Below are 18597 nucleotides of genomic sequence, written 5' to 3'. Positions count from 1 at the left end.
CCATTTGATGTGTGCTGTTATTTTTTTTCATCTTTTTTCTCATCTTTCTTGTCGTTCTCTTTGTTATCTTTCGCTTTGTCTTGTTTGCTTTCATCCTGTCCGGCGGAAGCTTCGGCGGTGTCACCGTTTTCCTCCGCTTCTTTATGCTGCTCCTCCGCCTCTTTTTTCGCCTTCGCAAGCTCGCTTTCCACGGCGTCCAGTTCTTTCTGCTTTTCGTCGTCTTTCATACTGTCATCCGCTAATAATTGCTGTTTATATTTTGTAAGTCCGAGCCAGATGTACGGGTTGTACTCAAGATTGCGGCCGATTTTGATGGCTTCTTCATTTTCCCCTCTGCCGATATCAATCCAATAAAGGAAGTGCTTCGGGTCTGATTGCAGCGTCACCAGATTCCCGATGTTTTTCCGCTGTTCTTCCCTCAGATTTTCAACTGCCACATAAGAGGAAGCAAGCTCGTACTGGACAGATTCCGGGAGGCTTTCCGCATCGTATTTAGCGAGTGTGTCAATGACTTTGCTGTACTGCTGATTTAAAAAATAGCGGTTGCTTTCCGTAATTGCCTCTTGCTTTGGCTGGGCGAAAAACAGAACGTATAAGGAGTAAAGAAGTGTCGGCACAAGGAGGACGGCAAGCGCCAGACCGGCGTATCTTTGGATTTTCCATTTCTTTTTCGGCAGTTTTATGTATGTCTTGTCCCTTTCTTCGAGGGAATCAATTGCGGTTTGAATGGTTTCTTCCAGTTCTTCAATCGTCTCCGCCTCTAGCACGCTTTTCACCTCAGGAGAGAAGTGAAGCGTCTCCTTGTACTTCAAATATTCATCGAAGGTGTACGCCCCGTCAGCTGCAAGCGCCGCACAGGCTTTGAGCTCTTTTAACACCCTTTCTCTATCTTCCTCATAAGGCGGAAGGCTCTCCTTTACGCCGTAATGAAGAAAGTAAGGCGTCAGCGCTTTATCAAACACGATATTTTCAGGGGCGGCAATCAGATTGAGACGTTTCAGCTTATGCTGTTTCACGGCTTGGACGAGACGGTAGGCAAATTGCCACCTGCTTTTTTTATCTTTTCCTTTTATATAGCGGAAAGCCTGATAAGAAGAAGGAGGTTTGATTGTGATGGTTACTTCGTCTTCTGAAACTGAGACCTCTTTTTGAAAAAAAGGATCAGCATCTTTAATCACGTTTGCTTCCAGCCCGTCAAGAAGCTTGATTTTTTCCCGCTGGAAGGTGAACGTGAAGCCTGATTCGGTTTCTTCCCGGACGGCGTCTAATTCTGTTTCTAAATAAGATCGGTTATGATCTGTCATTCCACCATGTCCTTTCATAAAATTTCAAGGCGGTCTCCGTTCGTAATGCCGCAGTCAGATAGCTTTTGTTCTCCGGAAAAAACGGCTTCTTTATTGACCACTCTGATCCAATAGCCTTCACGCGGCGGAACAGATACATGCTGAGCCTGCCGGGCAATATCGATGACTTTTTTCACAGAATGGTAATCTGACAATCTGAGATCGAAGACGCTGCCGTTATAATGTGTTAAATCTATTGTAATATCGATATACATATTCATATCACCCTTACATAGAAAGAGCGCCGTCTTCTTGATTGAATCAGGCGCTCCGTTTCTTCATTCATCTTATTATCCGCGAATTTGGTTAGCGATATCTTGGTCAGTAGACTCAAGCGTATTTGCCGTTTGATCGAGCTGATGATTCACATCTTGAAGCAATTCAGACATTTTAATAAATGAAGGTTTCAGCTGCTCATATTGATCTGCAAATGCTTCACTTGAAGCACCTTCCCACATGCTTTTCAAATCAGAAATCATGCGGTTCAGGCGGTCAACCTGATTCATGACTTCCTGACTTTCAACGCCATATTGCTTAGCCATCGCTCTTAGCTCTTCGGGTGTGACACGAATTAATCCAGACATATTCCTTATACCCTCCTGTGTCATCAGCCTAAATATGGGCTAATTCACTTATTTTTTGAACGTCATTATTATAAAAACAACCATTCGGCACAGTCAAACAAATCTGTTTTAATTTTACAAAATGAGTCTTATGATATATTGGATTTTTCGGTATATTTACACATTTTGTAAATGAAGTAGTATGATTTTCTCATTATTTTCGTTTTCATCGAATGATCTTATTGTCCTAGTCTATTTCCCTGCAAAGATGCCTTTCAGTCTGAAAAGCAAGATGGTAAGATCAAGATATGAAGCTATGAAAAAGTAGGGATACAGATGACCAATCCAAAGGATCCATTTAAGTACAGTTTCGACAGGCTTGAAGATGTTGCCGACCATATCAGTGAAGTTCTTCAATGCCCCATTACAATAGAAGACGTTAATCATAAACTGCTTGCATACAGCACGCACAGCGATTGTACAGATCCGGCCCGGACGTCGACGATTATCGGGCGGAGGGTGCCGGAGAAAGTCATCAACAAACTGTGGAAAGACGGAACCATTCCGGCTCTTTTAAAAACGGACCAGCCGATCAAAGTGAAAGAAATTGACGAGGTGGGCCTAAGCAACCGCGTGGCGATTTCCATCTGGAAAAACAGTCAGGTTCTCGGATTTATTTGGGCGCTTGAGATCAAAAAAAATCTCAATGACGAAGATCTGAAGACACTTCAGCTGGCAGCCAAAGCGGTGCGGAACAAACTTTTGCACCTGCAGATCCGCAAAACGAAAATCGAAGAGCGGGGCCAGGAGTTTTTTTGGAAAATGCTGACCGGCCATATTTATCAGGAAGCCGAGATGGCCGAAGGGTTTCATAAGCTCGGAATGGCGCTGCCGTCCGTGTTCAGCGTCATGATCATCCGTTTACATGATGAGCTGACTGAAAAGACAGAACAGCAGCTGCAATATTTGCAGGAAACGACACAGCAGATTCATGTCATGCTGGCGACTGTCGATTCAAATGAATTAATCTTATTAGCCGCGCCGAAAACCGATCAGCCTTTTAAAGATTTAAAGCACTTCGCCCTTCATATTCAAAAACAGCTGAAGGAACGATATAAAATTGAGGATGCGTCGATTGCGGTCGGCGGTATTTACGAATCGATTTCTTACGTTTACCGCTCCTATCAGGAAGCGCTTTCCGTATTAAAAGCGAAAGAGCGGTTTGTGAGAGAAACCAAACACCTTTTCAGCTTCTCGGAACTCGGCATTTATCAGTACCTGGATGTGTTGGATGAAAAACGCAAGCACAGCGGCTATATGAACTATTCCCTCTCAAAGCTTGAGCAGTATGACAGGGAGCACCAAGCCGATATGGTAAAAACGCTCGAACATTTTATTGATGCCGACAGCAACGTCAACACCGCCGCTAAAGCGCTTAACATCCATGTCAATACATTGAATTACAGGCTGAAAAGAATCAGCCAGATCGCAGAAATCGACTTAAAAAATGTGAATGAAAAGTTTACGATTTACCTTGATATCAAACTTCGCAGCATGGGTTCGTGAAATTTCACAAATCCGTGTTTTTTTATTTTCTGTTTCAAACAAAGAATTTTCGCAAAAATCGCGCTACACTTGAAGTATCACACAAACATTGGGGGAAACAGACATGATTATCGGGGTTCCAAAGGAAATCAAAAACAATGAAAATCGAGTGGCATTAACACCTGGAGGCGTTTCACAGCTTATCGGAAACGGCCATCGGGTTCTTGTGGAATCCGGAGCGGGACTCGGAAGCGGCTTTACAAATGAAGATTACGTATCAGCAGGGGCGGAAATTCTGGAGGACAGAAAGCAAGTATGGGATGCGGAAATGGTCATGAAGGTAAAAGAACCGCTGGCTGAAGAGTATGCGTATTTCCGTCAAGGTCTGGTCTTATTCACTTACCTTCATTTAGCTGCAGAGCCGGAATTAGCTAAAGCGCTTACAGAAAAAGGCGTGACAGCTATCGCGTACGAAACGGTAACGGACGGACGTTCCCTTCCGCTGCTTACGCCGATGTCCGAAGTGGCCGGCAGAATGGCCGCGCAGATCGGGGCTCAGTTTCTTGAAAAACCAAAGGGCGGAAAAGGAATTTTATTAGCCGGCGTACCGGGTGTATCCCGCGGAAAAGTCACGATCATCGGAGGGGGCGGCGTCGGAACAAATGCCGCGAAAATGGCTGTCGGACTCGGTGCCGATGTGACAATGATCGATTTAAACGCAGACCGCCTGCGTCAGCTTGATGATATTTTCGGGCATCAGATTAAAACCTTGATGTCAAACCCTGTAAATATTGCAGATTCCGTCGCGGAAGCGGATCTTCTGATCTGCGCCGTGCTCATCCCGGGAGCCAAAGCGCCGACTCTCGTTACGGAAGAAATGGTTAAACAAATGAAACCGGGTTCCGTCATTGTTGATGTTGCCATCGATCAGGGCGGCATTGTGGAAACCGTTGATCATATTACAACCCACGATAATCCGACTTACGAAAAACACGGCGTCGTTCACTACGCTGTCGCCAATATGCCGGGCGCCGTACCGCGTACGTCTACGCTCGCATTAACGAATGTAACCGTTCCTTACGCGCTTCAAATCGCCAATAAAGGCGCGGCACAAGCCATTGCAGACAGCCCTGCGCTTAAAGCGGGCTTAAATACGGCTAACGGACATGTCACGTATGAAGCGGTAGCCAAAGACTTAGGCTATGACTACGTGCCTGCTGAAAAAGCAATGCAAGGTTCGGCTGCAAAAGCTTAATAGATATGAAGAGGACAGCCTGATCAGCGGGCTGTCCTTTTTTCTTTCTCATAAAAGGAAAAACGGCCCCCTGTCTCGAATATCAATTCATATCCCGAAAGAAAAAGGAGGATTCATATGGCTGTTCAGCACTATGGTGTATTAAAAGGCACTGTGTCAGATATGAAAAGGGAAACAGATGATGATTCTCCGCATTTTCAAGTCGAGGTGCTAGGCGAGCCTGATACGCGCTATCGCTGTGCGATCAATGTCATGTCAAGTTCAAAAGAATCAGAGGTTCTGTATGCGGCACGCGATCATTTTGACGCAAGCGCGATCACCCTGCTGCCCAACATTCCGTATGGATATACCCCAATTGATGAAACCAGCCGTGAGCTGGCGCTGGATTATGTCCGCGGCGGATTGTTTGATCCCCGGAACATGGTGCCCCTCCCGCATGAAGTCACCGGTCCGGATAATGACTTAAATGACTTTATTGAGACGTACATGCAAAAAGCCAAATCAGAAAAAGCCACCGTCTATATTTACGGCTCTAAATTCGGGCCGGAGCCGGGCGCTGATAAGATTTTCGGGTTCAAGCCGACAAACGGCATGCATAATATTCATATGAATCAGGGAAACCCAATTGATACACGCTGGAAGAAGGATAACGGAACGTGGCACGACGGCGGTATTTTAATCCAGTTTGCAGACCAGTGGGCCGCGGTCTTTTTGGCTTTTCTGTCTCAGTCATGGTGCACGAATGAAGAAGGCCACCCTTATACATTTTGTGATCATACACAGCTTAACGGCTGATGTCCGCATAAAAAGCCTGCCGAAATAACGGCAGGCTTTTCTTATTACATTTTAGCGGTTTCGTCCTGTTTCAGGCTTTCCGGCCTCATATCACGCCAGTTTGTTTCAATATATTCGAGACAAACGGGGCGGGTTTCATTCGTGACGCGGGTTTCCCAGCCGTCCGGCACATCCAGATAGGCCGGCCACAGTGAGTACTGGCCTTCAGCATTGACGAGCACATGGTATGAGCCGTCTTCCCGTTCAAATGGATTTGTCATATCATTCTTTCCTTTCTCTACCGGACTGTACGCCGTCCGTTTAATTTCTCTGCCAGAATCGCGCCGATGTCGGCAAGCGGGCCCGGCTGGCACATATCTTTATGGCGGCAGTCTAAGTCATACCGCTCGATATTCCCCGTAATATACGGTTTCCAAGTATCCGGCTCAATCGGGTCAAACCACTCCGGAATAATCGTGGATCTGAAGAACAGCACATCTCCGTGGAACGGCTTCGGCTTGTATGTTCCTAACAGCCCGACAGAATTAATGTACGTGTCTTTCAGATTCATCATCACTGACTCGTCCAGGCTGGCTAATGCGCTTCCCTCACGGCGGAGAATGGTCAGCGCGGTGTCAAAATCAAGCGGCTGATCCCCGAGGCTGTCCGGGTCGTACCCTCCCAGGGCAAGCAGCGCGATGACGGCTTCCTCGTCATCAGGCGCATTTTTTATCGGCAGAAAATGATTCGGATACGCGTCAAGCATCACCAAAAGCGAAACCTCTTCCCCCCGGCTCTGTAATTGTGTCGCCATGGCCTGAATGACATTCCCTCCGAGAGACCAGCCGAGCAGACGGTACGGCCCTTTCGGCTGCACGGTGCGGATTTTTTCAATATAATCCGCCGCCATGTCATCTAAGCTTTGCGGAAGCGGTTCTTTTTTTCCGATGCCTCTCGCCTGTAAGCCGTATATCGGATAATCAGCCTCTAAAGAAGACATCAGCCCGGCATAACACCAGCTGAGACCGCCGGCCGGATGGACACAGAACAACGGTGTTTCTTCTCCTGCCGTTCTGAGCGGAAGAAGAACATCAAGCGCGCTTGCGCCCGTTCCTGACTCAAGTCTTTCAGCAAGGCTTGCCACCGTAGGAGCTTCAAATAGTGTTCCGATACTGAGCTCGGCTCCCATCGCTTCCCGAATACGGCTCATTAAATGAACCGCAAGCAAAGAATGGCCGCCTAAATCAAAAAATCTGTCATCAATACCGACACGCGGCAGATGAAGCACCTCTGCGAACAGCTCACACAGCATTTCTTCCTGCGGCGTTCTCGGTCCCCGGCCGGTGACCTCCGTTTGGAAGTCAGGCGCAGGGAGCGCTTTTCGGTCAAGCTTTCCATTCGGTGTCAGCGGCAGTTCATTCATTTGGACAAAAGCTGACGGAACCATGTAATCCGGCAGGCTTTCTTCGGCAAACCGGCGCATGTCCCCCGTGTCCAAGGTGCTGCCGGCAGATCGGACAAGGTAGGCGGCCAGCCGTTTATCTCCCGGCCGGTCTTCACGGACGACTACGGCGGCATCCTCGACATCCGGATGTTTGACGAGAACCGCTTCGATTTCTCCCAATTCAATCCGGAAGCCGCGGATTTTAATCTGGTGGTCCGCCCTGCCCATATAATCAAGAGAACCGTCCGTCCGCAGGCGGGCTAAATCCCCCGTCCGGTACATTCTCGTTCCCGGCGGGCCGTACGGATCAGCCACAAAGCGTTCGGCGGTCAGGCTTTGCCGCCCTAAGTAGCCGCGTGCCACGCCTCCTCCGGCAACATACATTTCGCCAGTGATGCCCGGGGGCACAGGCTCCAGCCGGTCATCAAGCACATATACGTTCAGATCAGGAATACCGCAGCCGATGAGGCTGTTTGCTCTCAGTTCGGCAATGTTTTTGTCTAATTCAAGGTAACTGACGTGCACCGTCGTTTCCGTAATGCCGTACATATTCACGAGCACCGGCTGATTGTCTGCGTGGCGGCTGTACCAATCCTCAAGCCGGCTCAGCTCAAGCGCCTCGCCGCCGAAGATGATATATCTGAGTGCGAGCTGACGCCCCAGCTCTTTGTGTTCTTTTTCCGCATGCATCAGCTGGTAAAACGCTGACGGCGTTTGGTTAAGCACGGTCACCCGCTCTTTCACGAGAAGATGTAAAAACGCTTCCGGCGATCTGCTGATGTCATGCGGCACGACGACGAGACGTCCGCCGTGAAGCAGCGGCCCCCACATTTCCCAGACAGAGAAATCGAAAGCGTAGGAGTGAAACATCGTCCATACATCATCAGAATGAAAGTGATACCAATGCCGCGTCGACTCAAACAGCCGGATAACATTGCTGTGCGGAATGATGACACCTTTCGGCACACCTGTTGATCCCGACGTGTAAATGACATAGGCCGGGTGAAGCGGTGACAGCGGACGAATACGGTCGGCATTCTCAGGGTTCGTGACGGCATATTGCCGAAGTGTTTCCTTGTTCTGCGGATCATCCAAGATGAAGGCCGGCATGCCGCTTTCGATAGAGAGCTTACTTGCGCCTTCACGATTGGTGAGCATAAATACAGGCTTGGCATCATGTAACATAAAAGCAATGCGGTCCGCGGGATAATCAGGATCAAGCGGCAAATACGCTGCCCCCGTCTTCAGGACGGCTAACAGCCCGACAATCATATCTAAAGAACGCGGCAGCGCCAGTGCGACAAACTGCTCCGGGCCGACGCCGCGGGCAATCATCATGTGCGCGAGCTGATTGGCTTTTTCATTCAGCTCTTTATAAGTGAGACCGCTCTCTTCAAATACTGCCGCCGTTTCATCCGATTTTGCGGCGGCCTGTATTTCAAACAGTTCAGGCAGTGTCTGCCGAGGCTGAATATGCTGTTTTGCCTGTTTAACCGGCAAAAGCTTCCGGCGCTCTTCATCAGAAAGAATGGTTAAGCTTCCGATCGGTTTTTCCGGATGTGATGCAGCATCTTCGAGCAGAAGAAGCAGGCGTCCGGCAAGTGCTTCGGCCGTTTCTTTTCTGAATAAGTCCGTACTGAACTCCAGCAGGCCTTCAATACCGGCAGGCGTGCCGTCGTCATGGCGCTGTTCCGCCAATTCCAGCGTCAAATCAAATTTGGACGATCCGACACTGCTGATTTGCAGGCTTGTTTCCATATCAGGAAGACTGAGTACAGGGTCAGGCGTATTTTGGAATGCGAGCATCACTTGGAACAGCGGATGTCTTGATCGGGAACGACTTGGATTCAATTCTTCCACGAGACGTTCAAACGGCACATCCTGATGTTCATATGCTGCGAGATTCATTTCTCTGACCCTTTCAAGGAGCTCACAAAAGCTCGGATCGCCAGAGGTATCGGTTCTCAGCACGAGTGTATTAATGAACATACCCACAAGGTCTCCCAATGCGTCATCACTGCGGCCGGCTATCGGACTGCCGATCGGAATATCGGTCCCTGCACCGAGCCGGGTCAGTAACGCGGAAAGCCCTGATTGAAGCACCATAAACAGGCTTACGCGCTGCTTTCTGGCAAGTGAGAGAAGACGGGCATGAAGCTCTTGGCCGATGTTGACCGGAATGACGCCGCCCCTGTAGCTTGATTCAGCGGGACGCGGAAAATCAGACGGCAGCTCCAGCTGATCCGGTACATTTTCAAGCGTTTTCTTCCAGAAATCCAGCTGGCGCGCAATTAAGCTCTCAGAATCAGACGCGCTGCCTAAAAGCTGCTGCTGCCAAAGCGCATAATCCGCATATTGAACCGCCAGCGGCGCCCATTCTGCTTTTTCACCTGTTTGCCGGGCGATATAGGCTATGGATAAGTCACGCATGAGCGGATTCAAGGACCAGCCGTCACCTGCGATGTGATGCAGGAGAATCATCAGCGTATACTCGCCGTCACCAAGATCAAACAGCTCAGCCCGGACGGCCGGCTCTTTAGCGAGATCAAACCGATATCGTGCCGCAGCGGCAAGCATGTCTTGGAGCTCGTTTTTGTCTGCACGTGTCACTGTAAACACAGGGCGGGCTTCTTCAGCAGATAAAATGAGCTGATGCGATGATCCCTTATTTTCCGGAAAAACGGTGCGCAGGCTTTCATGACGGCTGACCACATCGTAAAAGGCGTGTTTCAGCGCTGATTGGTCAAGCTTGCCTGACATGCGGACAATCACCGGAATGTTGTAAGTCGGGCTTGGCCCTTCAAGACAGTAGAGAAACCAAAGACGCAGCTGCGCAAATGACAGCGGGATGTGCTCCGGCCGGTCAAACGGCTTGAGCTTAGGCCGCGCACTCTTTGCGGTGTCAAGCTGTGCGGCGAGCCCGGCAACGGTCGGCGTATCAAACAGACGGCCGATGCCAAGCTCTGCGCCCATCGTCTCCCGAACCCGGCTCATCAGGCGTCCGGCTAAGAGCGAATGTCCGCCCAATTCAAAGAACCCGTCATCAATTCCGACCCGCGCGAGACCGAGAACCTCGGCAAACAGATCGCATAATATTTCTTCCTGCGGTGTCCGCGGCCCTCTGTCAGACAGGACAGCGGAAAAATCAGGTGCAGGCAGAGCGCTGCGATCGAGCTTCTTATTCGGCGTCAGCGGCAATTCCTTCAGCTGTACAAACGCGCCCGGCACCATATAATCCGGCAGGCTTTCGGCCATATATGCACGAAGTTCGCCGATATCAAGGGGCCGATCCGCGACAGCATAAGCCGCCAGCCGCTTATCTCCCGGCTGGTCTTCACGGACAATGACGGCGGCCTGCGAAATACCCGGATATTTCGACAGCACTGACTCAATTTCTCCTAATTCTATCCGGAACCCGCGGATTTTAATTTGGTGATCGGCTCTGCTGATATAATCAAGCGAGCCGTCCTCACGCCAGCGCACGAGATCTCCCGTCCGGTACATCCTCGCGCCCGCGGGGCCGTATGGATCGGCAATGAATCTTTCAGCTGTTAAATCAGGACGGTTATAATAACCTCTGGCAAGCCCCTCGCCCGCTATATAAAGCTCGCCCGCAATTCCCGGCGGGACGGGCTGCAATGCGGCGTCCAGCACGTATACCCGCGTGTTCCAAATCGGCTTTCCGATCGGAGGCGCCCCTGTATGGCCTTTTGCAAGCGGCTGTGCGGCCGACCAGATTGTTGTTTCAGTCGGCCCGTACAGATTCGTCACCGTACAGCCTGATTCAAGCAGAGCATGCATAAGCGCCTTCGGAAGCGCCTCACCTCCGACAAGCACCTGCAGCGCCCGGAGAGAATCCGGTTCATTGGTAACTAATGAATGCCACAATGTCGGCGTTGCCTGCATGATTGAAATACCGTATGAGTGAATCATGTGCGCAAGCGCCCGCGGTTCCTGAATCGTCTCTTTATGTGCGATAACGCACCCTGCCCCGCTGATGAGCGGAAGGAAGAGCTCAAGTCCGGAAATATCAAACGCCGCAGTCGTAACGGCAAGCAGGCGGTCTTGTTCGCCGAGCGGGAACATTTCCCGCATGGATAAGAGGAAATTGCTTACGCTTTTTAATGTCACGACTACGCCTTTCGGTTTGCCCGTTGAACCCGATGTATAGATGATATAAGCGGGGTGCAAAGGCGAACATTCCGCCTGAGCGGGACAGTCAGCATTTTGAGCGGCAACGGTTTTTACCGTATCCGGGTCATCGAGAATGATTCTTTTTGCATCACTGTCTTCCGGCATGCGGCCGGATAATTCCATCGTTGTAATCAGGCAGGCAGGCTGTGCATCTTTGAGCATGTATGTGATCCGCTCAGAAGGAAAATCAGGATCAAGCGGCAGGTATGCGGCTCCCGTTTTCAAAACGGCCAGCATGCTCACGGCCAACTCCTGTGACCGCGGAAGCAGCAAAGCGGCAAATTGTTCCGGTCCGAGCCCCTTTTCTTTTAGCATGCCGGCAAGCTGGTTCGCGCGCTTGTTCAATTCGGCATAGCTGAGCTCTTCGTTTTCGGTGATGATTGCCGGCCGGTCCGGTGTTTTTACGGCCTGTTCGTAAAACAGCTCCGGCAGACTTTTCTGCTTCTCGGCCTTGCGCGTGTCATTCCAGCTTTCCAGTACGCGGAGACGTTCACTTTCAAGCAGAAGGTTGAGTGTGCCGATTTTTTGTGTCTGGTCTTTCACAGCTGATTCCAACAGAAGCAGGAATCGTTTTTGATGGTTTTCAATATCTTCGGCGCTGTACACTTCCGGATTCGCATCAAAGTCCACACGCATTCCGCTTCCGTCCGCTCTGTCGTAAACGTTAATTGACAAATCATCAACGGGCCCGGCTGATAAGTTATGAACGGTCCCCCGCGCTCCGGCGAAGTCAAGCGCGTAGTCAAACGGCATCACATTGACTTGCGGGCCGAACAGCCTGCGATTTTCTCCGAGCAATTTAAGGTCGCGGCGCATGTCTTCATGGCGGTATTTCTGATGGCGCCGGATGTTTCGGATTTCTTTTGCCACTTGGCTGACGGCCTCATGAAAATTCATATCCGGGCGGAGAGAAAGCCGTAAAGGCAGAAGATTCATGACCATACTCGGAATATTCAGTGAAATCGAGCCGATCCGTCCCATCATCGGTAAACCGAGCACGATATCCCCTGCGTTTGTCATCCGGTGGACATATACCGCCGCTGCGGCAGTAACGGCTTCATGCCAGTTCGGAATCGCTTTTACATGCTGTAAAGCCGTTTCAGAAAGATAAGCCGTACTTCTCCGAAAACTTGTTGACGTTCGCGGCGCTCTTTCCGCCAAACTGACGACATCAGGTTCATCCGCAAATTTCTCCATCCAAAATTCCCGATCTTTCAGGAATTGATCAGACGCGCGGTATTCTTGTTCTTCTTTTACCAGCTCCTCCAAAGAGCCGAAGGAGCGCCCGTTATCCGGACGTCCTTCCCGTATTGCGGTGTACATTTGCGCCGTACGCCGTGCCAGCAGTGAAAAACCGTAGCCGTCTATCGCAATGTGGTGAATGCGCTGATACCAGAAAAAGCGTTCCGGTCCCGCCTGAAATAAAATGTCGCGGAACAAAGGCCCGGCCGCCATATCAACGGGCTCAGCCAAATCTGTCTGCATGAGTCTGAGTGCGGCCTGCTGCGGATCAGCTTCTGAACTCACATCTATGACATCGATCGCAGCCTCAAATGGAGGATTGATGATCTGCTTCGGCCCGTCTGCTCCCTCCTCGAAGCGGGCGTGTAATGACGCGGCTTCCGTCAGCACGCGTTCGAGAGCGGTTTTAAATATGTTCACATCGATCGCGCCGTTTATCTCAACGTACTCGCCTGTATTGTAAATCGGATTATCAGGATCAAGCTGCTGCGCAAACCAGATACCGGCCTGTGCGCCTGTCAGAGGCAGCTGTTGTGTATCATGCATTCTATTCTCTCCCTTTATAAATAATCTGCGTTCGGCAAGACTTTTTGAGATCGGGAAGAAAGAAGTCTCCACCACTCTTCCAGCGTCGGGTTCTCCGCCAGTTCCACAAACGTCACTTCAGCTCCGTCACGGCGCCATTGTTCGACAAGGCTCATGATTCTGACGGAGTCAAGACCTCTGTCCAGCAGGTCTTCATGATCCGGAATATCAGACGGTGATTCTTGAAGAATCGCCGCAATTTGTTCCCGCACCCGGTCTTTTGTCAATACGGCGGAAGCCTTCTTTTCTCCTTCAGTAACCGGCGCGCCGCCCAGCAGCTCCAGCACTTCGTTTGTCAAAGCTGTGTAAGCGCAGCGCTGAGACGCATATTCGATGGCCATCTTATGTTTTTCTGAAGAAAAATCAGCAACGGCATCTCCGATAAAGAAGCTTTGGATATCATCCATAAATGCTTCACATGCTGTGACGAGGCAGCCGATGTGTGCATAAATTCCCGTAATCATGAGCTGGTCTCTGCCGCTTTCACGCATGATCTCAAGGAGATTCGTCCGTTTAAACGCGCTGTATCTCCACTTTGTGAGGACAATGTCCTGATCATCCGGGGCAAGCTCCGGAATGACCTTTTCTTCATAAGGCCCGCTTTTTAGCCCCGGTCCCCAAAAATCCGTCAGCAGCGCGCGGTCCGCCGGGTCTTGGCTGCCCGGCTGCGCGGTATACACCACCGGAATGCCGAGTGCTTTGCATTGCTCTTTTATTTTTTTGATATTCTGAGACGCCTCTGTGATCGGAGCGACACCTTTCGCAAAAGCATCGACGAAATAATTCTGCATGTCATGGATCAGAAGCACCGCGCGTTTCGGATTCAGCGTCCACGATACTTTATTTTCAGGCATATCTGACGCTGTCGGCAGCGCATATGCGGGAATAGACGGTATAGCCAATGTAAACACTTCCTTTTTTAAGATTGTTTGATTTCAGCCGGCTTTACTTTTTGGGCGATCGTTTCGCGAAGATCCTTTTTACTGACCTTGCCGACGCCGGTTTTCGGGAAAGAAGCGATAAATTCAATCCGGTCGGGGATTTTATATGCCGCCAGTCCGCGCTCACGTAAAAATGCTTTCAGCTCTCCCGGTTTCGGCGCTTCTCCTTTCGGGATGACGAACACACAGGACCGCTCCCCGAGAAAATCATCCGGCATTGAAACCATGGCCGCATCATGAACGGCAGGGTGCGCAAGAAGGTGATTTTCCACCTCCTCAGCGGCTATTTTTTCACCGCCCCGATTGATTTGATCTTTCGCACGTCCTTCGACGATGATATAGCCGTCCGCCGTCAGTTTGACGATATCGCCGGTCTGATAAAATCCGTCGGCTGTGAATGATCTTTCATTATGTTCTGGCGCTTTATAATATCCGCGAATCGTGTAAGGGCCGCGTGTAAACAAATGTCCCGCTTCACCGGGGGCGACATCCCGCCCGTCATCGTCTAAAACCCTGACCTCATCAAAAGGTGACATCGGTCTGCCTTGCGTATTGACAATGATCTCTTCAGGATCATCCAGTCTCGTATAATTCACCAATCCTTCCGCCATTCCGAAAACCTGCTGAAGGGTGCATCCGAAAGCGCTCTTCACGCGGCGGGCCGCCTCAGCGCTGAATTTGGCGCCTCCTACCTGCAGCACTTGAAGGCTTGATAAATCATCACTTCGCGAACCGGATGCGTCCATCCACACCATCGCAAGCGGCGGGACGAGCGCTGTAATCGTGACACGTTCTTTTTCAATTAACGGGAAGCAGTCATCCGGACTCGGCGTCGGTGACAGAACAACCCGGCCTCCGGCATATAAAGTTCCCAGCACACCCGGCGAGCTGAGCGGATAATTATGCGCTGTCGGCAGAGCGGCCAAATAAACGCTGTGATGATCCAAGCCGCATATTTCCGCACTGATGCGCAAACTGTATATGTAATCGTCGTGTGTTCGCGGAATCAGCTTGGACAGCCCCGTACTGCCTCCTGAAAGCTGTAAAAAGGCGACTTCCGCCGGGCTTACATCTTCCAGCTGAACAGCCTCTCTATGCAGGCTGCTCAGTTCCTGAAACTCTTCAGCTTCGCCGGCCACAATGACATGCGCCAAATCCGGAAGTTTGTCTTTCACCTGTCTGGCAAGCGCCCTGTAATCAAAACCTGAATGCATATCAGGAATGATGTATGCTTTCGCCTCTGCAAACTCGCAGAAATACGTGATCTCACTGCTTCTATGAGAAGGCAGCGCGAAAACGGGCAGTGCTCCGAGGCGGAACAGCGCGAAAATCACTTCAAAAAACTCAGCGATATTCGGCAGCTGCACGACAACGCGGTCTTCCTTTTGAATTCCGAGCTTATGCAGTCCCGCCGCTAAACGATCGGCCCTTTCATCTAATTCTTTGTAGGTCCAATGTACATCTTTACACGTCACGGCAGTTTGATTTCCGTATAAAGCCGCGCGCTCTTTCAGCATTCCTCCGAACGTCTCACCCTTCCAGCAGCCGTCTTTTCGGTATTTGTCAGCCCATTCTTCCGGCCATGGCGTAAATCCAGTCAGCACGATCCGTTCCCTCCTTTTTTACAACTCATCTTGGTAAAGCCCCATCGCCCGGAGCATAGTGCGGAATTTCGCCGATGTCTCGTCCAATTCATCCTGCGGCTTTGATCCGGCGACAATCCCGGCACCCGCAAAGAGCCGGAGAGACCTTGTTTCCGCTTCGGCGCAGCGGAGTGCGATAATCCATTCTCCGTCACCTTCAGCATCACACCAGCCCGCCATTCCCGTGTAGAAATTGCGGTCAAACGGTTCAATATCCTGAATCGCTTCTCTCGCCGCATCCGTCGGTGTTCCGCATACCGCGGGCGTCGGATGCAGGGCGATGGCCAGCTCAAGTGATGTCGTTGACGGATCACGAAGCTCTCCCTTTACCTCGGTGGACAGGTGCCACATCGCCTCAGTTTTAATGAGTGACGGTTTTTCCGGCACATCAAGCACACGGCAGAACGGTTTAAGGGCGGCGGCCACGGCGGCCACAACTACGGCATGTTCATGCAGATCTTTTGCTGATTGCAGCAGTTCTTCCGCTCTTCTCTGATCCTCGGCGGGATCTGTGCTGCGAGGTCTGGAACCTGCCAGCGGATTGGACAGAATCGATGTTCCATTTTTGGACAGCAGCAGTTCAGGACTTGCGCCGAAAAGCGTTTTTCTTGTTTCTGACGTTCCCGTCACATCCGCAGCGAATGTATAGCCGCGCGGGTTGTGCTGCGCCAAATGCTTGACGGCCTGAGGAATGTCGATATCCTTTTCAGCGGTCAGATGAAGCGTCCTTGACAGCACGATTTTGCTGAGCGGACCGTCCGTAATGTTGAATACGCCTTGTTCCACACCGCTCATAAAGCCCTCAGGCTCCGGAACGGGACGGATGTCATATGTATTGGATTGCGGCTTTTCTGCGGAAGATTCCGCAAACGAAAGCGGGCCTGCCGTATGGACATTCTTCGGTACAAAAAGCCGGGAAGCTTTTCTGCCGTCAAAAGGAATGGCGCCGGCCGCAATCGGATGTTTGATGCCGGCTTGCTTTGCCTCAAGAAGCGTCTGTCTCACGCGTTCAGGCAGTGAATCCAGCTGATTTTCCGTGTCTGTATCAGGCACTTCCGCAAACATTCCTTCCGCAAGCATCGTACTTTTCGGGGAAGCTAAAAAGAACGCCCCGGGCTTGTAAGCGTCCAGCACCTCTTTTGCTGACACTTCCGTCAATACATGTTGATTTGTCATGTTTGTCCCTCCTTCTCGTTAAATCAAACGCCTAAAGTAGCGCCGCCATCAACGCATAAATCATGCATCGTAATATGGTTTGCCTGTTCAGAAGCCAGAAACAAAACGGCATTTGCAATATCAGAAGGCTTCGCCAGCTTTTGAAGCGGAATTCCCGTTTTATATGTATCAAGCGAACCTCTGATGACGTCCCGGGCTCCGTTCTCGTCCTGCCACAGCGCCCGCTGCATGTCGGTTTCCGTTGAACCCGGAGATACGATGTTGCAGCGGATATGATGGGCCGCAAGCTCCAGTCCGAGGCATTTCGTAAACATGGCGGCAGCCGCTTTTGACGCCGCATAAGCCGCCATGGAAGCACGCGGAACGCCGGCTGCATTCGAACCGACCGTAACGATGGCGCCCTTTTTCCGCTCAATCATGTACCGGCTTACAGCCCGCGACACATGAAATACGCCGGTCGTATTAACTGAAAATGTTTGATCCCAATCTTCATCACTGAGAGATTGCACCGGACCCGGCCGCAGCACGCCCGCAACGTTCGCCAATATTTCAATAGGCCCCATGTCGCGTTCAACGGCGGCGATGATATTATTGACAGCCGCACTGTCAGATACATCTGCGGCAAACCCCTGCGCCTGCACGCCTTTTTGCCGGAGTCTGTCAGTAAGCCTGAGAAGCAGGTCTTCATTTGTATCTATAGCTGCCACATTTACGCCTTGTTCAGCAAGGGCAAGCGCTGTTGCTTCTCCGATGCCTTGAGCGGCGCCGGTGACAACGGCCGTTTTCCCTTTCATTCCCAATGCGTCCATATTATCATTCCCTTTCTATATTGATAATGATTATCATTATCAATTATGATTCAAGACAATCATATCCAAATCAAAACACGCAGTCAATTAGAAAATTAGAATCAGCCGTATTTAGTTCGAAGGGCCTGTTTTTTCTCATGCGGGAGAATACGGGGTATGCGGCCCTCCCGGATTCAGGCAGAAACGCAGGGCCCTGCTGATTAAAACGGGCAGGACAGAAATATGGCCCTCTCCTTCAAACTCGCTGTATTCAGTACGGACTCCATCATCTTCAAAACCGGATAATAAAGAGTACAGCGCCTCTGCGTGCTGCGGGATTCTGCTTTTATGTGTTTTTTCAATTTCTCCCGCAGCCAGCAATACGCTGACTTGAAGATTTTCCGCAGAGAGCCGGTCTGACAAACGTTCCGCTTTTTCCTGAATAAAACGCTTGTTCCAGTGAATTGACGGACTCCCGGCAACATAGGTCTGAAACATGTCCGGCCTCGTCAAAAGCACTTGCAGCACAAAAAGACCGCCCAGCGAATGGCCGAAAATCGTCTGCCTGCCTCTGTCGATCGGATAATCCCGCTCCATCGCGGGCTTTACTTTTTCTTCTATAAAACTCAGAAACGCTTCCGCCCCTCCCTGTTCGGGCCATGCCGCGCCGTGCGGATGCACCGGCAGTTCTGATTCAGAAAGCGGCATCGTAAAATCACTGTGACGTTCGGCGGAAAACGGCTGATCTGTCGGGTAGCCGATTCCGACAATCACCGCCGGAACAACGCCTGTTTTTTCAGGCCGTCGGCTTTGCACCCGCAAAGCTTCGGCCATTGTGCCGAATACGGAATTCGCATCGAGCAGGTATATGACGGGGAAACCGGATACAGGCGGTTCTTCCTGAGGAAAAGAGACAAAGATACGATATGTACGGCCTCCTTTAGAGCGCATTTCTCTTACTTCTGTGCCCGGAACTGCGTATCGGCCGGCCGGCGTGAAACCCCGCTTTATTTGTTTTCCGTCCATTATGTGTTCATCCCCTTTGCGGCAATTGCTTTATCTATCCTTATTGATAATGATTTTCAATATCAAAAGACACCTCAA

General features: G+C 50.7%; 13 protein-coding genes. 3 read left to right on the top strand and 10 right to left on the bottom strand.

Features of this window, described 5'->3' with window-relative positions; translation table 11 throughout:
- Positions 1-17 precede the first annotated feature (17 nt).
- From essB to ACWHAR_RS14415, 3 genes are all read right to left on the bottom strand, one after another.
- The gene (gene essB, locus ACWHAR_RS14425) at positions 18-1304 is read right to left on the bottom strand and encodes a type VII secretion protein EssB (protein ID WP_032876983.1); all 1287 of its coding nucleotides are present in this window, start codon (positions 1302-1304) and stop codon (positions 18-20) included.
- Between the two features lie 14 nt (positions 1305-1318).
- Positions 1319-1558 (bottom strand): EsaB/YukD family protein, encoded by a 240-nt coding sequence (locus ACWHAR_RS14420; RefSeq protein WP_007408690.1) that lies wholly within the window; start codon positions 1556-1558, stop codon positions 1319-1321.
- 75 nt (positions 1559-1633) lie between these two features.
- Entirely contained in the window at positions 1634-1927 is a 294-nt protein-coding gene (locus ACWHAR_RS14415; RefSeq protein ID WP_015418116.1) for a WXG100 family type VII secretion target, read from the bottom strand.
- A 315-nt stretch (positions 1928-2242) separates the two neighbouring features.
- Between ACWHAR_RS14415 and ACWHAR_RS14410 the strand changes: the two genes are divergently transcribed.
- From ACWHAR_RS14410 to ACWHAR_RS14400, 3 genes are all read left to right on the top strand, one after another.
- Positions 2243-3472, top strand: a complete 1230-nt coding sequence (locus ACWHAR_RS14410) for a PucR family transcriptional regulator (protein WP_032876780.1) — start codon at positions 2243-2245, stop codon at positions 3470-3472.
- Positions 3473-3575: 103 nt separating this feature from the next.
- Positions 3576-4706: an alanine dehydrogenase gene (ald, locus tag ACWHAR_RS14405; protein ID WP_003152011.1), complete on the top strand. Its 1131-nt coding sequence runs from the start codon at positions 3576-3578 to the stop codon at positions 4704-4706.
- 117 nt (positions 4707-4823) lie between these two features.
- Positions 4824-5501 (top strand): YukJ family protein, encoded by a 678-nt coding sequence (locus tag ACWHAR_RS14400; RefSeq protein WP_007613467.1) that lies wholly within the window; start codon positions 4824-4826, stop codon positions 5499-5501.
- 44 nt (positions 5502-5545) lie between these two features.
- Here the strand turns inward: ACWHAR_RS14400 and ACWHAR_RS14395 are convergent, their stop codons facing one another.
- The 7 genes from ACWHAR_RS14395 to ACWHAR_RS14365 all read right to left on the bottom strand — a co-directional run bounded on the left by ACWHAR_RS14395 (position 5546) and on the right by ACWHAR_RS14365 (position 18519).
- A complete protein-coding gene (locus ACWHAR_RS14395) occupies positions 5546-5761 on the bottom strand; it encodes an MbtH family protein (protein ID WP_032876777.1) in 216 nt (71 codons plus the stop codon).
- Between the two features lie 17 nt (positions 5762-5778).
- Positions 5779-12906 (bottom strand): amino acid adenylation domain-containing protein, encoded by a 7128-nt coding sequence (locus ACWHAR_RS14390; RefSeq protein ID WP_032876774.1) that lies wholly within the window; start codon positions 12904-12906, stop codon positions 5779-5781.
- Between the two features lie 14 nt (positions 12907-12920).
- Positions 12921-13847 (bottom strand): isochorismatase, encoded by a 927-nt coding sequence (locus ACWHAR_RS14385; protein WP_032876771.1) that lies wholly within the window; start codon positions 13845-13847, stop codon positions 12921-12923.
- Between the two features lie 17 nt (positions 13848-13864).
- The gene (locus ACWHAR_RS14380; RefSeq protein WP_032876768.1) at positions 13865-15490 is read right to left on the bottom strand and encodes a (2,3-dihydroxybenzoyl)adenylate synthase; all 1626 of its coding nucleotides are present in this window, start codon (positions 15488-15490) and stop codon (positions 13865-13867) included.
- Between the two features lie 18 nt (positions 15491-15508).
- Complete coding sequence (gene dhbC / locus ACWHAR_RS14375; protein WP_032876765.1) at positions 15509-16705, bottom strand: isochorismate synthase DhbC; 1197 nt, start codon at positions 16703-16705, stop codon at positions 15509-15511.
- A 23-nt stretch (positions 16706-16728) separates the two neighbouring features.
- Positions 16729-17514, bottom strand: coding sequence for a 2,3-dihydro-2,3-dihydroxybenzoate dehydrogenase (locus tag ACWHAR_RS14370; RefSeq protein ID WP_032876762.1), 786 nt, complete (start codon positions 17512-17514; stop codon positions 16729-16731).
- Between the two features lie 135 nt (positions 17515-17649).
- Complete coding sequence (locus ACWHAR_RS14365) at positions 17650-18519, bottom strand: alpha/beta hydrolase (RefSeq protein WP_032876760.1); 870 nt, start codon at positions 18517-18519, stop codon at positions 17650-17652.
- Positions 18520-18597 lie beyond the last annotated feature (78 nt).

This window comes from Bacillus sp. LR--39 (assembly GCF_053613335.1).
This window is presented reverse-complemented; position numbering and strand designations above follow the sequence as displayed.